The organism is Sphaerisporangium rubeum (assembly GCF_014207705.1).
Lineage (GTDB): Bacteria > Actinomycetota > Actinomycetes > Streptosporangiales > Streptosporangiaceae > Sphaerisporangium > Sphaerisporangium rubeum.
On record NZ_JACHIU010000001.1, the window covers coordinates 3,465,930 to 3,481,998 of the forward strand.

Annotated in this window: 18 protein-coding genes; 9 read left to right on the forward strand and 9 right to left on the reverse strand. The window is 72.9% G+C overall.

Features of this window, described 5'->3' with window-relative positions:
• Positions 1–4: 4 nt before the first annotated feature.
• Complete coding sequence (locus BJ992_RS14915) at positions 5–217, forward strand: dodecin (protein ID WP_184981392.1); 213 nt, start codon at positions 5–7, stop codon at positions 215–217.
• A gap of 134 nt (positions 218–351) precedes the next feature.
• Here BJ992_RS14915 and BJ992_RS14920 read toward each other — a convergent pair whose 3' ends face one another.
• Together BJ992_RS14920 and BJ992_RS14925 are read right to left on the reverse strand one after the other, a co-directional pair.
• On the reverse strand, positions 352–1,719 hold the full coding sequence (locus BJ992_RS14920; RefSeq protein ID WP_184981394.1) for a metallopeptidase TldD-related protein: 1,368 nt from the start codon (positions 1,717–1,719) through the stop codon (positions 352–354).
• Positions 1,716–3,215: a TldD/PmbA family protein gene (locus tag BJ992_RS14925; protein WP_184981396.1), complete on the reverse strand. Its 1,500-nt coding sequence runs from the start codon at positions 3,213–3,215 to the stop codon at positions 1,716–1,718. Before BJ992_RS14925 ends, BJ992_RS14920 begins: the two co-directional genes overlap by 4 nt.
• A 76-nt stretch (positions 3,216–3,291) precedes the next feature.
• Between BJ992_RS14925 and fabG the strand changes: the two genes are divergently transcribed.
• Positions 3,292–3,996, forward strand: coding sequence for a 3-oxoacyl-ACP reductase FabG (gene fabG, locus BJ992_RS14930; protein WP_184981398.1), 705 nt, complete (start codon positions 3,292–3,294; stop codon positions 3,994–3,996).
• Positions 3,997–3,998: 2 nt separating this feature from the next.
• Positions 3,999–4,763, forward strand: coding sequence for an enoyl-ACP reductase FabI (fabI, locus tag BJ992_RS14935; RefSeq protein WP_184981400.1), 765 nt, complete (start codon positions 3,999–4,001; stop codon positions 4,761–4,763).
• 9 nt (positions 4,764–4,772) lie between these two features.
• Here the strand turns inward: fabI and BJ992_RS14940 are convergent, their stop codons facing one another.
• Together BJ992_RS14940 and BJ992_RS14945 are read right to left on the reverse strand one after the other, a co-directional pair.
• Positions 4,773–5,753 carry a hypothetical protein gene (locus BJ992_RS14940; RefSeq protein ID WP_184981402.1) on the reverse strand — a complete coding sequence of 327 codons (981 nt, stop codon included), beginning with the start codon at positions 5,751–5,753 and terminating at the stop codon, positions 4,773–4,775.
• A gap of 300 nt (positions 5,754–6,053) precedes the next feature.
• Positions 6,054–7,001 carry an aldo/keto reductase gene (locus BJ992_RS14945; RefSeq protein ID WP_184981404.1) on the reverse strand — a complete coding sequence of 316 codons (948 nt, stop codon included), beginning with the start codon at positions 6,999–7,001 and terminating at the stop codon, positions 6,054–6,056.
• Between the two features lie 178 nt (positions 7,002–7,179).
• On the opposite strand from BJ992_RS14945, the gene BJ992_RS14950 reads away from it, so the two are divergent.
• The 5 genes from BJ992_RS14950 to BJ992_RS14970 are packed head-to-tail and all read left to right on the forward strand — an operon-like array spanning position 7,180 to position 10,861.
• Entirely contained in the window at positions 7,180–8,001 is an 822-nt protein-coding gene (locus BJ992_RS14950) for an undecaprenyl-diphosphate phosphatase (RefSeq protein ID WP_184981406.1), read from the forward strand.
• Positions 8,002–8,010: 9 nt separating this feature from the next.
• Positions 8,011–8,724, forward strand: a complete 714-nt coding sequence (locus BJ992_RS14955; RefSeq protein WP_184981408.1) for an MSMEG_4193 family putative phosphomutase — start codon at positions 8,011–8,013, stop codon at positions 8,722–8,724.
• A 9-nt stretch (positions 8,725–8,733) separates the two neighbouring features.
• Positions 8,734–9,294, forward strand: a complete 561-nt coding sequence (locus BJ992_RS14960; RefSeq protein ID WP_184981410.1) for a DUF3090 domain-containing protein — start codon at positions 8,734–8,736, stop codon at positions 9,292–9,294.
• Positions 9,291–10,055 (forward strand): SCO1664 family protein, encoded by a 765-nt coding sequence (locus tag BJ992_RS14965; RefSeq protein WP_184981412.1) that lies wholly within the window; start codon positions 9,291–9,293, stop codon positions 10,053–10,055. Before BJ992_RS14960 ends, BJ992_RS14965 begins: the two co-directional genes overlap by 4 nt.
• A 56-nt stretch (positions 10,056–10,111) precedes the next feature.
• The gene (locus tag BJ992_RS14970; protein ID WP_184981419.1) at positions 10,112–10,861 is read left to right on the forward strand and encodes an NRDE family protein; all 750 of its coding nucleotides are present in this window, start codon (positions 10,112–10,114) and stop codon (positions 10,859–10,861) included.
• 77 nt (positions 10,862–10,938) lie between these two features.
• Here BJ992_RS14970 and BJ992_RS14975 read toward each other — a convergent pair whose 3' ends face one another.
• Positions 10,939–12,594: a serine/threonine protein kinase gene (locus BJ992_RS14975; RefSeq protein WP_184981421.1), complete on the reverse strand. Its 1,656-nt coding sequence runs from the start codon at positions 12,592–12,594 to the stop codon at positions 10,939–10,941.
• 179 nt (positions 12,595–12,773) lie between these two features.
• Between BJ992_RS14975 and mshC the strand changes: the two genes are divergently transcribed.
• Entirely contained in the window at positions 12,774–13,997 is a 1,224-nt protein-coding gene (gene mshC, locus BJ992_RS14980; RefSeq protein WP_184981423.1) for a cysteine--1-D-myo-inosityl 2-amino-2-deoxy-alpha-D-glucopyranoside ligase, read from the forward strand.
• Between the two features lie 85 nt (positions 13,998–14,082).
• Here mshC and BJ992_RS14985 read toward each other — a convergent pair whose 3' ends face one another.
• From BJ992_RS14985 to BJ992_RS34540, 4 genes are read right to left on the reverse strand one after another with little or no spacing between them, the layout of a single operon-like run.
• On the reverse strand, positions 14,083–14,460 hold the full coding sequence (locus tag BJ992_RS14985; RefSeq protein ID WP_184981425.1) for a gas vesicle protein K: 378 nt from the start codon (positions 14,458–14,460) through the stop codon (positions 14,083–14,085).
• Positions 14,447–14,695 carry a gas vesicle protein GvpJ gene (locus BJ992_RS14990; protein WP_184981428.1) on the reverse strand — a complete coding sequence of 83 codons (249 nt, stop codon included), beginning with the start codon at positions 14,693–14,695 and terminating at the stop codon, positions 14,447–14,449. Before BJ992_RS14990 ends, BJ992_RS14985 begins: the two co-directional genes overlap by 14 nt.
• Entirely contained in the window at positions 14,692–15,501 is an 810-nt protein-coding gene (locus BJ992_RS14995; protein ID WP_184981430.1) for a GvpL/GvpF family gas vesicle protein, read from the reverse strand. The genes BJ992_RS14990 and BJ992_RS14995 overlap by 4 nt, the downstream gene beginning before the upstream one ends.
• Positions 15,494–16,069, reverse strand: a complete 576-nt coding sequence (locus BJ992_RS34540; RefSeq protein ID WP_184981432.1) for a gas vesicle protein — start codon at positions 16,067–16,069, stop codon at positions 15,494–15,496. The genes BJ992_RS14995 and BJ992_RS34540 overlap by 8 nt, the downstream gene beginning before the upstream one ends.

The window sequence follows — 16,069 nt, forward strand, 5'->3', positions numbered from 1 at the left end:
CAGGATGACGGATCGTACGTACCGAGTGACCGAGATCGTCGGCACGTCCGCCGAAAGCGTGGACCAGGCGATCAGGAACGGCGTCCGCCGCGCCGCCGAGACCCTGCGCCACCTCGACTGGTTCGAGGTCACCGAGGTGCGCGGCCACATCCAGGACGGCGAGATCGGCCACTTCCAGGTCGGCATGAAGGTCGGCTTCCGCCTGGAGGACTCCTGAAGCGGACGTGACCGGCGCGACCGGGCCGTGCGGACGGCCCGGTCCTCGGGTGCTCATGCCTGTGGTCCCGGAAGGACGCGCGGCGCCGGACCAACGCACCGGGTCCGCGTGGACGGCCGGCCCGGCGGCGCGCGTCAGTTGGCTTGGCTGACGGTTGACATGTTGAAGTCGGGGATCCGGATGGCGGGCATGATGGCGCGGGTGAAGTAGTCGTTCCACTCGCGGGGGAGGGTCTGCTGTTCGGCGCCGATCTCGGTCATGCGGCCGAGCAGGTCCACGGGGCTTTCGTTGAAGCGGAAGTTGTTGACCTCGCCGACGATCTCGCCGTGCTCGACGAGGTACACGCCGTCGCGGGTCAGGCCGGTGAGGAGCAGGGACTGCGGGTCGACCTCGCGGATGTACCACAGGCAGGTGAGCAGCAGGCCGCGCTCGGTGGCGGCCACCATCTCCTCAAGGGTGCGGCCGCCACCGGGGCCCGACATGATCAGGTTGTCGATCTGCGGGGTGGCCGGCAGGCCGGTGAGCTCGGCGGAGTGGCGGGTCTGGATGAGGGACGTGAGCGTGCCGTCCCTGATCCAGTCGGTGGACGTCAGCGGCAGGCCGTTGTCGAACACCGACTGCTCGCGCGCGCTCGCGTGCGCCACCACGAACGGCGCGCATTCGACGCCGGATGCGGCGGGGTCGCTGTACAGCCGGACCGGGGTGGACGTGAGCGACTCCCCGACGCGGGTGCCGCCGCCTTCCCTGGAGAACACCGTGCGGCCGTCGGCGGCGTCGCGGGCCCCCGCCGACCAGTACAGATAGATCATCAGGTCGGCCACCGACGACGGCGGGATGACCGTCTCGTAGCGTCCCGGCGGCAGGTCCACGCGCCGCTTGGCCCAGTCGAGGCGGCGGGCCAGCGTGGCGTTCAGCGCGGTGAGGTCCACGTCGGTGAAGTCGCGGGTCGCCACCCCGGCCCATGCGGAACGGGACATGTCAGGCGACTTGGCGTTCAGCTCGAACCGGCCCGTCGGCTGGTCGTGCCGCACCCGCAGGCCGGTCGACGACCCGGTGAACGTCGTGGTGAGCAGGTGCTCGGCGAACCCGTACATCTTGCGTCCGGCACTCTCGGCCTCGGCGAACACCTCGCCGAGCGCCGGCGCGAAGGACCGGAACACCCCGATGGACGTCGGCTCGGCCGGCCGGTCCCAGTCGGAGGACCGGCTTCCCGGCACCAGAGCGCGCGCGTCCTCCGACGGCGGCGCCTCGTGCGAGGCGAGGTCGGCGGCCGTCACGATGTCGGCGAGCTGGTCGGGACGCACCGCCGACCGGGACACCACTCCGACACCCTGACCGGTCACCGAGATCACCGTGAGCCGGGACGAACGGCTCACGCCGTTGGTGGTCAGCGTGTTGCCGGCGAAGCGGAGGTTCGCGGTGGACCCCTCGTCGACGATGACGACGCAGTCATCGGCCTTGCTGAGCTCCAGAGCCCGCTCGACGGTCTCCTGAGGCGTCACTTTCCACCCTCCTGAACGGTGTTGAGCACCTTGACCCCCCGGAACAGCGCCGTCGGGCTGCCGTGGCTGACCGGAGCGATCTGCCCCGGTTGTCCCTTGCCGCAGTTGAAAGCCCCGCCGAGGTAGTACGTCTGCGGACCGCCGACGGCCTCCAGCGACCGCCAGAAGTCCGTGGTGGTCGCCTGGTAGGCGACGTCCCGCAGCTGACCGGTGAGCCGGCCGTTCTCGATGAGGTAGAACCGCTGCGCGGTGAACTGGAAGTTGTACCGCTGCATGTCGATGGACCAGCTCTTGTCACCCATGACGTACAGCCCGCGCTCCACCCCGCCGATCAGCTCGTCGGTGCTCGGGCCGTCGAGCGCCGGCACCAGCGAGACGTTGGCCATGCGCTGCAGCGGCATGTGGCCGGGGGAGTCGGCGAAGGCGCACCCGTTGGACGGGCCGAGCCCCTTCAGCAGCGCCATGCGCCGGTCGAGCTGGTAGCCCACCAGCCGCCCCTCGCGCACGATGTCGAACTGCCGGGTCGCCACCCCCTCGTCGTCGTAGCCGATGGACGCGAGGCCGTGCTCGGCGGTGCGGTCACCGGTGACGTTCATGACGGGTGAGCCGTACTCCAGCACCCCGAGCTTGTCGAACGTCGCGAAGCTGGTGCCGGCGTACGCCGCCTCGTAGCCGAGCGCGCGGTCCAGCTCGGTGGCGTGCCCGATGGACTCGTGGATGGTGAGCCACAGGTTGGAGGGATGGATCACCAGGTCGTACGTGCCGGGAACCACCGACGGCGCCTTGAGCTTCTCCTCCAGCAGCTCCGGCAGCACCGCCACCTCGGACACGAAGTCCCAGCCGGTGCCGGTGAGGTACTCGTAGCCGCGTCCCGCCGGCGGGGCCAGCGTGCGCATGTCGTCGAAACGGCCGCCGGCCGCGCGCATGGCCGTCAGCACCGGGTGGACGCGCACGCGCTGCTGGGTGGCCTCGGTGCCGGCGGTGTCGGCGTAGTACTTCTGCTCCTTGACCTGCATCAGGGACGCCGACACGTGGTCGACCCGCGGGTCCTTGAGCAGCCCCGCCGACCAGTCGCCGAGCAGGTCGGTCTTCTCTCTGAGCGGCACGTCGAAGGGGTCGATCTCGTAGGTGGACACCCACGTGACGCCGGCGTGCACGGGCTCGGGGGCCAGCTCCACCGGCTCACGGTTGATCGGCGCGGCGACCTTGGCCACCTCGATCGCCTCTTCGGCCACGGCGGCGGCGGCCTGAGGGGTCAGCTCGATGCCGGCGGCGAAGCCCCACGTGCCGTCCCGGATGACGCGCACGGCGTACCCGAGGTCGTCGGCGTCCATGGACCCTTCGAGGCGCGCGTCGAACAGGCTCAGTGTCTCGCCGCGCACCCGTTCCAGCCGGAAGTCGGCGTGCTCGGCGCCGAGCTCCTGTGCTCGACGCAGCGCGGCGTCGGCGAGTTCCCGCAGCGGCAGGGCGAGGAAGTCCGGATCGATCTGGCGCATGTCCACGATCCTAGCCCTGTGATCTTGTACGGCGCGGATAAGGGTTTACCTGCGAGTAGGCGATAGCGTCGGTGTCATGCCTCGATCAGTACTCGTAACCGGCGGCAACCGCGGCATCGGCCTCTCGATCGCGCGCGAGCTGGCCGCGGCCGGCGACGCCGTGGCCGTCACCTACCGCTCGGGGGAGCCCCCCGAGGGCCTGTTCGGCGTGAAGTGCGACGTCACGAGCGCCGAGGACGTCGACCTCGCCTTCGCCAAGGCCGAGGCCGAGCACGGCCCCGTCGAGGTCGTGATCGCCAACGCCGGCGTCACGAGGGACACCCTGCTGCCCCTCATGAAGGAAGAGGCGTTCACCGACGTCATCGACACCAACCTCACCGGCGCCTACCGTGTGGCCAAGCGCGCCTGCCGCGGCATGCTGCGCATGCGTCGCGGCCGCATCGTCTTCATCTCCTCGGTGGTCGCGCTGTCGGGTCAGGCGGGGCAGAGCAACTACGCCGCGTCCAAGGCCGGCATGATCGGTTTCGCCCGGTCCCTGGCCCGCGAGCTCGGCTCGCGCGGCATCACGGTGAACGTCGTCACCCCCGGCTTCGTCGAGACGGACATGACGGCGGCGCTCGAACCCGAGCAGCAGCAGGCGATACTCAAGAACGTCCCGCTCGGCCGGGCCGCCACGGCGGCCGAGGTCGCGCGGGTGGTGAAGTTCCTGGCGAGCGACGACGCCGCGTACGTCACCGGGGCGGTCGTCCCGGTCGACGGCGGCCTTGGGATGGGGCACTGACGATGGGGATCCTGGACGGCAAGCGCATTCTGGTCAGCGGCGTGCTGACCGACGCCTCGATCGCGTTCTCGGTGGCCAAGCTGGCCCAGGAGGAAGGCGCCAAGGTCGTGCTGACCGGCTTCGGCCGGCTCAGCCTGGTGGAGCGCATCGCGCAGCGCCTGCCCGAGCCGCCGCCGGTGGTCGAGCTCGACGTGCAGAACACCGAGCATCTCGACACCCTCGCCGATCGGGTCGGCGAGCACATCGACGGGCTCGACGGCGTGCTCCACTCCATCGGCTTCGCGCCGCAGACCGCGCTCGGCGGCAACTTCCTCAACACCACCTGGGAGGACGTGTCCACCGCCGTCCACGTGTCCACCTTCTCCTTCAAGTCGCTGGCGGTGGCGTGCCTGCCGCTGATGAAGGAAGGCGGCGCGGTCGTCGGCCTCGACTTCGACGCCACCAAGGCGTGGCCGGTGTACGACTGGATGGGTGTGGCCAAGGCCGGCCTGGAGTCCTGCTCGCGCTACCTGGCCCGTGACCTCGCCAAGCACGGCATCAGGGTCAACCTCGTGGCCGCGGGCCCGCTGCGCACCATGGCGGCGCGCAGCATCCCCGGTTTCGCCGAGTTCGAGGACACCTGGCCCGCGCGTGCCCCCCTCGGCTGGGACCTCGCCGACACCCTCCCGACCGCCAAGGCCTGCGTGGCCCTGATGTCCGACTGGTTCCCCGCCACCACCGGCGAGATCGTGCACGTCGACGGCGGCGTGCACGCCATGGGGGGCTGACACCGCGGGTCACGCCAGGCGGTGCCGTCCGTTGTCCGTGCGGTGCAGCCCCTGCAGCGGCATGGTCGTCGCCGGGTCGCCGCCGCGGCGTGCCTGGCGCGTATGGACGATGCGGGCCGCGAGGATCGCCGAGGCGAGCAGGATCGCGGTGAGCACGGTGCCCACGAGGTCGTCGGACCTGGTGGGCACCACCTTTCCGACGGCGAGCGGGTCGCTGAGCTTCGGCAGGGGCTGGCCGGGCCACAGCGGCGCGAGCGGCGGCGTCTCGATGTCGGCGGCGCGCGGCGGTTCCTGCGTGGCGTCACGCGCCACGAGGCCGCCGTCGCCGTCCGCGGCACCGCTCTGGCCGGCACCCCCTTCCGGCGATCCGGGGGAGCCCGGGGCCGCGGTGGCCGGCGGGGACGTGGTCTGCGTGGCGGTCGGCGCGGCGCTCGGTGTGGCGCGGCGGCTCGCCGTGGGGGCTGGCGTGGAACGGTCCCGGGCGGGAGGCGGAGAAGGGGCGGACGTCCGCACGTTCTCGTCGCAGCCGACCACCGGCAGGCAGTCGCCGATCGGCAGCCCCAGCAGGTCGTCGTCCCGCGGGGAAGCCTCCGGGGCGGCTTCGCCGTCGTCGTCGGGACGCGAGCGGCCGCTCGGCGTGTCGGAGGGCCTGCCGCGGTTCTCCGGTGTGGAAGTGCTCCGGCCCCTCGGCTCGGGAGAGGTGGACGGCGGGTCGCCGAGCAGGTTCTTGGCGGCGTCGCCGACGTCGTCGAGCACGCGGTCGGTCTGGCGCGCGAGGTCGTCCAGCGCGTCCCCGACGGGGTCGCGCCGCGCGCCGGGAGCGCTCGCGGGCTCGGTCACGTCGTCGCAGCGTCCCCCGCGCGTCGCGGACGGCTCACAGCCCGCGATCCGTGGCGCCGAGGCGAAGGCGGGTGCCGTGACCGGCAGCACCACCCCGCTGAGGGCCAGCGTCAGCGCTCCCGCCGAAAGGGCGGTCGTGCCCTTGCGCATCGTTCCCCTCCATCGTCTCCACGTCTCCCGGAAGGCGCGGGCTCCCCTCACGAGCCTCCCATAACAATCGTGTGGCACAGCGCCGGTCATTCTCCGAAAAAGAGCGATTCGGTACCGACTAGTGATACGCGAGTGAGTTTCCTGTTTGCTTCCGCCTGGCATTCGCGGCGTTCAACCCGCGCAATATTGCGAGGACTCCCACCAGCACCGGCCCCGGCGCACGCACCCGGCCGTGAATGCCCGCGCGACCGGTAACGACGCTTTCCGGTTTACCGGCGCAACCTTTCCCGGCCGGCCGGATCAATCGGTGGCCGAGACGTCGTCGAGCGCCTCACGTATCTCCATCGGCAAGGTCAGCTCCTCGGACTGCAGCACGCCTTTGAGCTGCGCGTGCGTGCGGGCCCCCACGATGGCCGAGGCCACGCCGGGCTGGTCGCGCACCCACGACAGCGCCACCGCAAGCGGCGACACCGCGAGCCCCTCGGCGGCCGTGGTGACCGACTCCACCACCCGGCGGCTGCGCTCGTCGAGATAGGGCCGCACGAAGTCGGCGAAGTGCGGGGTGGCGGCACGCGAGTCGGCCGGGATGCCGGTGCGGTACTTGCCGGTCAGCACGCCGCGGCCGAGCGGCGACCCCGCGAGCACACCGGCCCCCACATGCTCGGCCGCCGCGAGCACCTCACGCTCGGCGTCCCGTTCCAGCAGCGAGTACTCCACCTGGGCCGACACGATGGGGGCCCGGCCCGGCGCCGCGCGCTGCCACACCCCGGCCGCGGCCAGTTGCCAGGCGGCGTAGTTGCACACCCCGGCGTACACGGTGCGTCCCGAGGACACGGCGGTGTCCACCGCGGCGAGCGTCTCCTCAAGCGGCACCTCGCAGTCGAACGCGTGCAACTGCCACAGGTCGACCTCGTCGACGCCGAGACGGCCGAGTGACGCGTCGAGCGCCGCGATGAGACCCCGGCGCGAGGCGTCGCGCGACCGCGGCCCCTGCGGGGTGAGCACGGCCTTGGTGGCGATGACGATCTGCGAGCGCGGCACCGAGTCGCGCAGCAGGCGGCCGAGCAGCCGCTCGGCGTCCCCGCCGGTGTACACGTCGGCGGTGTCGACGAGCGTGCCCCCGGCGTCGGCGAACGCGGCGAGCTGCGCGGCGGCCTCCTCGGCGGAGGTGTCGCGCCCCCACGTCATGGTGCCGAGCCCCAGCCGGGACACCGACAGACCACTCCGGCCGACGAATCGCTGATCCATGATCCGGCCAGAGTACTGGGTCCTCCCTTTCCGGCTCTCGCCATGCCACCACATGGGTCTGGCCGACGCGCGGCGGCGGCCCGACCGTACCGCTCACGGATCACGAAACCCCTGGTCAGCCGCTCGGCACCGTCCGAGGCGGCGGTGCGCGGTGGATGGGTCTAGGCTGGCGCGCACCATGGACGCATTGCAAGCGATCGTGCTCGGCGTGGTGCAGGGCCTGACCGAGTTCCTGCCGATCTCGAGCTCGGCGCACCTGCTCATCGTGCCCAAGCTGTTCGGCTGGGCCGACCCCGGCGCCGCGTTCACCGCGGTCATCCAGCTCGGCACCATGCTGGCGGTGCTGCTCTACTTCTGGCGTGACATCACCCGCATCCTGTGGACCTGGCTGCGCAGCCTGTGGACCCCCGGGCTGCGGGCCGACCCGGACGCGCGCATGGGGTGGTACATCGGCCTCGGCACGATCCCCCTGTCGGTGCTCGGCCTGGCGTTCCAAGGAGTCATCGAGGGACCGGCGCGCAACCTGTGGCTGAACGCCACCGTGCTCATCGTGTTCGGCCTGGTGCTGCTCCTGGCCGAGCAGGTGGGCCGGCAGCGTGCCGCGCTCGGTGAGCTGACCATGCGGGACGGCCTGATCATCGGCGGCTTCCAGGCGCTGGCCCTGGTCCCCGGCGCGTCCCGTTCGGGCTCCACCATCACCGGCGGCCTGTTCCTCGGCTTCACCCGTGAGGCCGCCGCGCGCTACTCGTTCCTGCTGTCGGTGCCGGCGGTGGTGCTGTCGGGCCTGTTCGAGCTGCGCGACGTCGGCGCCGGCGGCGGCCCCGGCCCGGTGGCCACCGGCATCGCGACCGTCGTGTCGTTCGCCGTGGGGTACGCCTCCATCGCCTGGTTGCTGCGGTACGTCACCAGGCACTCCATGATGATCTTCGTGACGTACCGGGTGTTCGCCGGCGCCTTCCTGCTGACCCTGCTGTCCCTCGGGGTGATCACAGCCCAATAAGCTTGCGTTGTGACCACTTTGCTCCTGGTGCGCCATGGCGTGACCGAGATGACCGGCCAGGTGCTCGTGGGCTGGACCCCGGGTGTCCACCTCAGCGGCACCGGACGCGCGCAGGCCGAGGCGCTGGCGGCCCGGCTGGCGCCGCTGACGCTCGACGCCGTGGTCTCCAGCCCGCTCGAACGCTGCCAGGAGACCGCGGACGCGGTGCTCACCGGCCGCGACGGGCTCACGCTGCAGACCGACGAACGCTTCGGCGAGTGCGGGTACGGCGAGTGGACCGGCCGTGGCTACAAGGAACTGGCCGAGGACCCGATGTGGCGGGTCGTGCAGTACCACCCGAGCGCGGCCGTGTTCCCCGGCGGCGAGTCCCTGGCCGGGGTGCAGCGCCGCGCGGTCGCCGCGGTGCGCCACTGGAACGCCAAGCTCGGCGACAAGGCGACCTATCTGGTGTGCAGCCACGGCGACGTCATCAAGGCCATCGTCGCCGACGCGCTCGGCGCGCACCTCGACCAGTTCCAGCGCGTCACCGCGGACCCGGCGTCGCTCACCGTGATCCGTTACACGGAGCTGCGTCCGTTCGTACTGAGAGTGAACGATGTAGGAGGTGGGGTGGAGAATCTTCTCCCGCCACCTCCCGAACCTGAGGGTCAGGAGCGAACGGGTGGGGGAGAAAACCCATCCGAGAGTGACGCCGCTGTCGGCGGCGGAGCCGGAAGCACGTAAGGTCGGGCTATGCCGGTCTTCGACTACGATCCGCCAGAGAGGTTCGTGGCCGGTGCCGTAGGGCAACCAGGGTCACGCACGTTCTTTCTGCAAGCACGCGGTCAGGGGCGCATCACGACCGTGGGTTTGGAGAAGTTCCAGGTGGCGGTGCTCGCCGACCGGCTGGACGAGCTGCTCGACGAGGTGCTGCGCCGTAGCGGCGGCACCGCCCCCGTCCCCGCGATGGCCCCCGCCGAGCTCGCCGACCGCGCACCTCTCGACCTGCCGCTCGACGAGGACTTCCGTGTCGGCACCATGGCGCTCGCGTGGGACCCCGACAGCGCGCAGGTCGTCATCGAGGCACAGGAGCTGACCGGCGACGAGGACGCCGAGGAGGAGATCGCCGCCGACCGTCCCGACTCGGCCGTCCTGCGGGTGCACATCAGCGCCGCCGCCGCACGTGCCTTCACCCAGCGCGCACTGGAGCTCGTCGCCGCCGGCCGGCCGCCCTGTCCCCTGTGCGGCCAGCCGCTGGACGCCGAGGGACACATCTGCGTCCGCCTCAACGGCCACCGGGGGGACCCTCGGTGAATGCGGAGAGCGACCCCCGGCTCAGCAGCATTCCCGGCTCATCGGGACTCGACGACGCCACCGCGCTGCGCCTGCTGCGTGAGGGCACGCTCGAGGTCGCGGGCCGTCTCGTCGAGGCGACCAACATGACGCTCTACTGCAACGTCCGCCTCGACGGCCTCGCCGCCGAGTGCGTCTACAAGCCCGTGCGCGGCGAGCGTCCCCTGTGGGACTTCCCCGACGGCACGCTCGCCGCGCGTGAGGTCGCCGCGTTCGAGGTGTCCGCCGCCACCGGCTGGCACATCGTGCCGCCGAGCGTCTACCGCGACGGCCCGCTCGGCCCCGGCATGTGCCAGCTGTGGATCGACACCGACCCTGAGGTCGATCTGATGGCGCTGATCCGCAGCCGCGACCCGGCGCTGCGCCGCATGGCCGTCTTCGACGCCGTCGTCAACAACGCCGACCGCAAGGGCGGCCACCTGCTGCCGCTCGCGGACGGCCACATCTACGGCGTCGACCACGGGGTGTGCTTCTCCGCCGAGAACAAGCTGCGCACCGTGCTGTGGCAGTGGCGCGGCAAGCCGCTGTCCCGTGAGGCGCTGAACGTCCTGGCCCGCCTGGAGCGCGACATCGAACGCGGCAGGCTCGGCCGCCGGCTGCGCGAGCTGCTCACCCTGACCGAGGTCGAGGCCACCTGGGAGCGAGTGCGCCAGCTGCTCAGCACCGGCATCCACCCCTTCCCGTCGGACGACTGGCCCGCCATCCCCTGGCCCCCCATCTGAGTCGCCGAGTCGCCTGATCTGCCGAGTCGCCGAGACGCCGAGAAGGAAGTACGCACGTGTGCACGGTCATCGCCGGAGTCGAGCCCGGCGCGCGGACGCCGGTGGTCCTCGCCGGCGTGCGGGACGAGATGGCCGACCGTCCCTGGCGTGGTCCGGCGGCGCACTGGCCGCGGTTCCCCGGCCTGGTCGGCGGCCTCGATCTGCAGGCGGGTGGCACGTGGCTCGCCGCCGACGCCACGGTCCCGAGGGTCGCGGCGCTGCTCAACGGGACCGGACGGCAGGCGTCGCCGGCGATCCGCCGGTCACGCGGTGATCTGCCGCTGCGCGCGGCGGCGCACGGCGGCCTGCCCGGCGGTGACCTCGCGGTCTACGACCCCTTCCACCTGGTGGTCGCCGAACCCGGCGGGGTGCGCCTGTGGCACTGGGACGGCGAGCGTCTCACCGAGGACAAGCTGCCCCCCGGCCTGCACGTCATTGTCAACGACGGCCTGGTCACCGGGGACGCCGACCCCAAGGTGGCGTGGTTCGCGCCGCGTTTCGCCGCCGCGCCGCGGCCGTCGGCGGACGACCCCGGCGACGCCACGTGGGCCGGCTGGCGTGAACTCGCCGCCGGCGCCGGCCTGCCGGCCGCCGACCCGCGGGCCCTGGTGGTGCGCCGCGAGCTGGCCGACGGCCGCGTGTGGGGAACGTCCTCGGTCACCCTGGTCGCGCTCGGCGAGGCCGGGCTGCGGTACGACTTCGACGCGAGGCCCGGCGACGCGTCGGCGTGGACGACCGTGCTCGCGCCGCCTCGCGGCAAGCGCTGAGATCGGTGCGGGGCCGGAGGCGTGCGGCAGGAGACCCCGGCCGTCGCGGACCGGCCGGCCGGCGGTGGCCGCGCGGCTCAGCAGCGCACGCCGCCCCAGACGATGGTGACCGTGCGGGTGCCGCCGTTGGAGGTGAACCTGACCTTGGACGTGCTGCAGTACGGCGTGCCGTACACGGTGATGGTGGCCGAGCTCCCCGCGCGGATGCGGCCACGGGTGCTGCTCAGCACGGCGCCTTCGGTGATCGTGGCCCGCCAGGTCACCGCGCCGCCGGGGGCCCGCAACCTGATGTTGACCGCGAAGTCGTAGTCGGACTTCACCCGCACCCGGCCCGGGCTGACGTGAAGGACGGGGGCCGGCGGGTGTGTGGTCGTCGGCGGCGCGACGGGGAGGGGCCGTTCGGACTTCTCCGGCTTCTCCGGCGAAGGTGACGGCACCGGTGTCGGCTCGACGGTCGCGCCGGGTGGCGGCGCGGGGGTCTCGGGCAGGGACGGCACGGCGGCGGACGGCACGGCGCCGGGAGGCAGGGGACTCCCCACCGCGCCGGGGATGCGCGCGCGTGGCGGGTCCCCCGGAGAGACGACCAGCGCGACCATCACCGCGACGATCAGCGCCAGCGCCGCGCCGGCCAGGACGTAGGTGCGGTCCCGGTGGCCGCGTCCGTGCCTGCCGGCCGCCGGGACCTCCATCGGTTCCTCCTGCGGCCCGGGGGCCAGCGGCACCGCGGCGAGCGCCACCGGCACGGCGGCCGCCGCACCCGCCGTGCGCGCGGACGGCGCCGCGGCCGCGGATGCCGGGGCGGCCTGCGCGGCGCGGTCCGGAGCGGCCGGCGAGGACACCGCGCGTCCGGAGAGGCCGGGTTCGAGGATGTCGGGGGGGAGCGGCGGCGCGGCCGGTGCCGACCACCCGGCCGCGGGTGCGGCCGTCAGGCCGGCGCCGGTCAGCCGGGCCAGCAGCTCACGGGCCGTGGGACGGCGGGCCGGCACCTTGTCCAGGCAGGCGGTGACCGCGTCGAGGAGCGTTCCCGGCAGCGCGGACAGGTCGGGGGTCTCGCTCAGGATGCGGCTGATCACCGCGGGGACCGAGTCCTGACCGAACGGGGGGTGACCGGTCGCGGCGTAGACCATCGTGCCGGCCCAGGCGAACATGTCGCCGTCCGGGCCGGGGCCCGCGCCGACCAGGTGCTCGGGGGCGGTGAACGGCGAGGTGCCGATGAGCCGTCCAGGCGTCGGCGGTCCGTCGAGCGCGCGTCCCACCCCGAAGTCGATCACCCGTGGCCCGTCCGGGCCGAGCAGCACGCTGCCGGGCTTGAAACCGCCGTGCGCCGTGCCGGCCGCGTGGACCGACGCCAGGGCCGACAGCGTCGCCACCGCCAGCGCCTCGATCTCGTCGGCCTGGCGGGGGCCGCGCCGCTCCACGATCTCCCACAGCGACGGCCCGTCGACGTACTCGCAGGCGTAGTAGAGCCGCTGCTGGTGGATGCCGTAGGCCAGCACCCGCGCGATGTGCTCGCCGGTCACGCGCTGCGCCTGGCGCAGGTCGGCCCCGAAGGCGCGCCGCACCTCGTCGTCCTCCCAGAACCGGCGCTGCAGGACCTTGACGGCCACACGCTCGCCTGACCCCGTCTCCGCGGCGTAGACGACGCCGTGGCCGCCCTCGCCGATCCGCCCGGTCACCTTGAACGAGGCGATCCGCGCGGGGTCGGCGGGTCCCAGAGGCCTGATGGTCGGCAAAGGCTCTCCTAGCCGTGAGTAAGCGTGTTCGCCGAGCCCCCCGTACCCGTGGCGGCAGGATTCTTTCATGCCGGACCGATCCAGTGGAGCCATACCGGTGGCCCGGCGTGGCCCCCAGCCCGCCGAAACGGACACCCCAGTGTGATCCCACCACCTCCCGGCATGGATAGGCTCATGGCATGCGATCGTGGCCCGCTCCCGAGATCTCCCCGCTGCCCGGCGCCGGACTGCCGCTCCGCCTGTACGACACGGCCGCAGGTGAGGTCAGGGGGACGACGCCGGAGACCACGGCGCGCATGTACGTCTGCGGCATCACGCCGTACGACGCGACGCATCTCGGCCACGCCAACACCTACCTCGCGTTCGACCTGGTGAACCGCGTCTGGCGGGACGCCGGCCACCGCGTGCACTACACGCAGAACGCCACCGATGTGGACGATCCGCTCCTGGAACGTGCCCAGAGGGACGGTGTCGACTGGCGTGAGCTGGCCGAGGAGCAGATCGAGCTGTTCCGCACCGACATGGAGGCGCTGCGCCTCGTCCCGCCGGACGACTACGTCGGCGTCACCGAGGTGATCGGCCAGGTCGCGGAGCTGATCGAGCGGCTCAAGGACAAGGGGGCCACCTACGAGGTGGACGGCGACGTCTACTTCGCGGTGGCGGCGTCCCCCAAGTTCGGCGCCGTGTCGGGGTTCTCCGAGGCCACGATGCTGGAGTTGTTCGCCGAGCGCGGCGGCGACCCCGGCAGGCCCGGCAAGCGGCACCCGCTCGACTGGCTGCTGTGGCGGGCCGAGCGGCCCGGTGAGCCGTCGTGGCCGTCGCCGTTCGGCCAGGGACGGCCCGGCTGGCACGTGGAGTGCACATCCATCGCGCTGGCGTGCCTCGGCGCGGGGTTCGACGTGTCCGGCGGCGGGTCGGACCTGATCTTCCCCCACCACGAGATGGGGGCGAGCGAGGGCCACGTCGCCACCGGCGAGTGGCCGTTCGCCAAGGCCTACGTCCACGCCGGCATGGTGGCGCTGGACGGCGAGAAGATGTCCAAGTCCCGCGGCAACCTCGTGTTCGTGTCCCGCCTGCGCGCCGCGCACGACCCCATGGCGATCCGCCTGGCCCTGCTCGCGCGCCACTACCGCGCCGACTGGGAGTGGACCGATGAGCAGCTCACCGGCGCCGAGGACCGCCTGTCGCGCTGGCGCGCCGCGGTGGCGCTCCCCGGCGGGCCGGACGGCGCGGCCGTCCTGCGGCAGGTCCGCGAGCGCCTCGCCGACGACCTCGACGCACCCGGCGCGCTCACCGTGATCGACGCCTGGGCCGGCCGGGCCCTTGAGGGTGACCACTCCGACCCCGGCGCTCCCGCGCTGGTCCGCGCCACCGCCGACGCGCTCCTCGGCGTCGCGCTCTGACTCACGACCCGGTGCTCAGCCGTCCTGCGGCAGGGTCCCGAGCGGGCCGAGCCAGGTGCTCCGCCGGCAGGGTGCCGAGCGGTGCTCAGTCGGCCGGCAGCAGGGTGCCGAGCGGGCCGAGGTCGAGATTGAGGTCGGCGGGGGACAGGCCGAAGCGGTCGCACAGCTCCTCCATGGCCTCCTCCAGCCGCATCAGCGTGACCCCCATCTTCTCGACCTGCTCGTCGGTCAGGTCTCCTTCGTCCATCCGGCGCACCGCCTGCCGCTCAACGAGCTGACGCAGCAGCTCCACCAGCGTGAGGACCAGCCGGGACAGGTCGCGCTCCACCGTCTCGGGATCGGCCTCGAACCGCCACCGCTCGCCGCGCGTCCCGGCCCCCGGGGCCGCCCGTGCGCTCTGGCGTGCGGTCCGGTCCTGTTCCGCGCCTGTCCCGGTGCGCCGCGCCGGGTCAGAGGTCTCCATGCCGCATTCCTCTCTCCAGGGTCTCCAGCGGCATCTCGGCGCGTACGGACATCAGCAGGGCCCGCAGCGAGATCCGCACCAGGTCGATGTCCGCGATCGACAGCACCAGGTCCCCGGTGACCACGACACCTCCTGCCAGCAGCCGGTCCAGCAGGTCCACCAGCGCCACCCGTTCCGCGGGCAGCCGGCCCTCGGCGGCGAGCGCGGCCCCGCGCGACGGCGTGCCTTCGTTCACCGGCTGTGGTGCCGCTCGGCCGCGCCGACCGGCGTCTCGGGTTCGACGGCGGTGAAGGAGTACGGGGCCCAGGGGCCGGTGAGCTCGATGGTGACGCCGGGGCCCCGCAGCGAGTCGAGCACGGCGGCGAACTCGGCCCGGCGGTCGTCGTCCACCAGGTAGGCCCCGTTGAGCAGCATCGGGTCGTCCCTGCCGGACAGCTGAGGGTCCTGGGGACGGTGGCGCCTGCTGTCGACGGCGACGGCGGCGAGGGCTTCGTGGATGCGCTCGGCACGCTCGGCGAGCTCACGCTGCCGCTCCTCCCTGCCACGCAGACCGGCCCTGCGCCGCCGCAGGTACTCGGTCCCGGGCCCCTGGTGCGGCCCGGCGGGCTCGCGCGGCGGCGGAGCGGCAGGACGCGGCGCGGCGTACGCCTTGACCCCCCACTCGTTCCTGCCGCGCAGCTGAGCGAGCATGGCGCGCAGTTCGGCGCCGCGCCGGTCCAGCATCGCGGTGACCCCGTCGTCGCCGGCGTACACGGTGACCAGGCGCACCGGCGCGGTCGGCGCGTCGCAGGCCACGGTCTCCACGACGCGGTGGTGCGCGCGGGCCGTGTCACCCACCCAGCGCAGGTCCTCCAGCGACCGCCGCAGCGCCTCGTCGCCGAACTCCGACAGCGGCACCGTGCTCACGTACGCGACCAGCCCCGCGCGGGCCAGCACACGCACCGGAGCCCCCGACACACCGGTCAGGGCAGGCAGGACGGCCGGGTCCACCCGGTCCTCCTCCCGTGTCACGGCGTACAGGTATGTCCCTGTGTCATTCATCACGATCCTCCCGCCTCGGCCTCCCCGAGGGCCTCCGGCCGTGCTCCGCGCCGCCCCTGCCCCGTGGCTCGTGGCGGGGGTCACGTGCGCGGGACCGTTCGCGCGGCGGCTCGTCGTAGGCCTCGTCCAGCCGGGCACGGCCGCGCGCCGGTGGCGGATGCCGGTGCGCCGCGGGCCGCTCGCCGCCGATCGCGGGCCGCCGGCGCTCCTCCAGCTCCGCCGGCTCGTCCAGCTCATCCGGTTCGTCCACCTCGTCGGCACGGACCGCGGCGAGGCGGCGGCGCAGGCGGCGGTTCTCCTCGACGAGGTCCCTGTCACCGGAGCTGAGCCACGGGTCGTGCTCCCACCAGTCGATGCCGAGCTCCCGCGCGGTGTCCACCGACGCGATCAGCAACCGCAACTTGATCGTGAGCAGCTCGATGTCCAGCAGGTTGACCCGGATGTCGCCGACGATGACCACACCCCGGTCCAGCACCCGCTCCAGGATGTCGCCGAGATTGCCACCCTGCTCCCGCGCCGGAGCGCGAGCGCCGGAGCCCGAGCGGCCGGACCACATGGGTTCGGACAT

What these genes read in the sequence shown, in the direction of transcription:
- mshC (WP_184981423.1), top strand. Translation starts at nt 12,774, where the DNA reads ATGCGATCGTGGCCCGCTCCCGAGATCTCCCCGCTGCCCGGCGCCGGA.
- BJ992_RS14995 (WP_184981430.1), bottom strand. Translation starts at nt 15,501, where the DNA reads ATGAATGACACAGGGACATACCTGTACGCCGTGACACGGGAGGAGGAC.
- fabI (WP_184981400.1), top strand. Translation starts at nt 3,999, where the DNA reads ATGGGGATCCTGGACGGCAAGCGCATTCTGGTCAGCGGCGTGCTGACC.
- BJ992_RS14985 (WP_184981425.1), bottom strand. Translation starts at nt 14,460, where the DNA reads ATGGAGACCTCTGACCCGGCGCGGCGCACCGGGACAGGCGCGGAACAG.
- BJ992_RS14940 (WP_184981402.1), bottom strand. Translation starts at nt 5,753, where the DNA reads ATGCGCAAGGGCACGACCGCCCTTTCGGCGGGAGCGCTGACGCTGGCC.
- BJ992_RS14950 (WP_184981406.1), top strand. Translation starts at nt 7,180, where the DNA reads ATGGACGCATTGCAAGCGATCGTGCTCGGCGTGGTGCAGGGCCTGACC.
- BJ992_RS14925 (WP_184981396.1), bottom strand. Translation starts at nt 3,215, where the DNA reads ATGCGCCAGATCGATCCGGACTTCCTCGCCCTGCCGCTGCGGGAACTC.
- BJ992_RS34540 (WP_184981432.1), bottom strand. Translation starts at nt 16,069, where the DNA reads ATGTCCGAACCCATGTGGTCCGGCCGCTCGGGCTCCGGCGCTCGCGCT.
- fabG (WP_184981398.1), top strand. Translation starts at nt 3,292, where the DNA reads ATGCCTCGATCAGTACTCGTAACCGGCGGCAACCGCGGCATCGGCCTC.
- BJ992_RS14945 (WP_184981404.1), bottom strand. Translation starts at nt 7,001, where the DNA reads ATGGATCAGCGATTCGTCGGCCGGAGTGGTCTGTCGGTGTCCCGGCTG.
- BJ992_RS14960 (WP_184981410.1), top strand. Translation starts at nt 8,734, where the DNA reads ATGCCGGTCTTCGACTACGATCCGCCAGAGAGGTTCGTGGCCGGTGCC.
- BJ992_RS14915 (WP_184981392.1), top strand. Translation starts at nt 5, where the DNA reads ATGACGGATCGTACGTACCGAGTGACCGAGATCGTCGGCACGTCCGCC.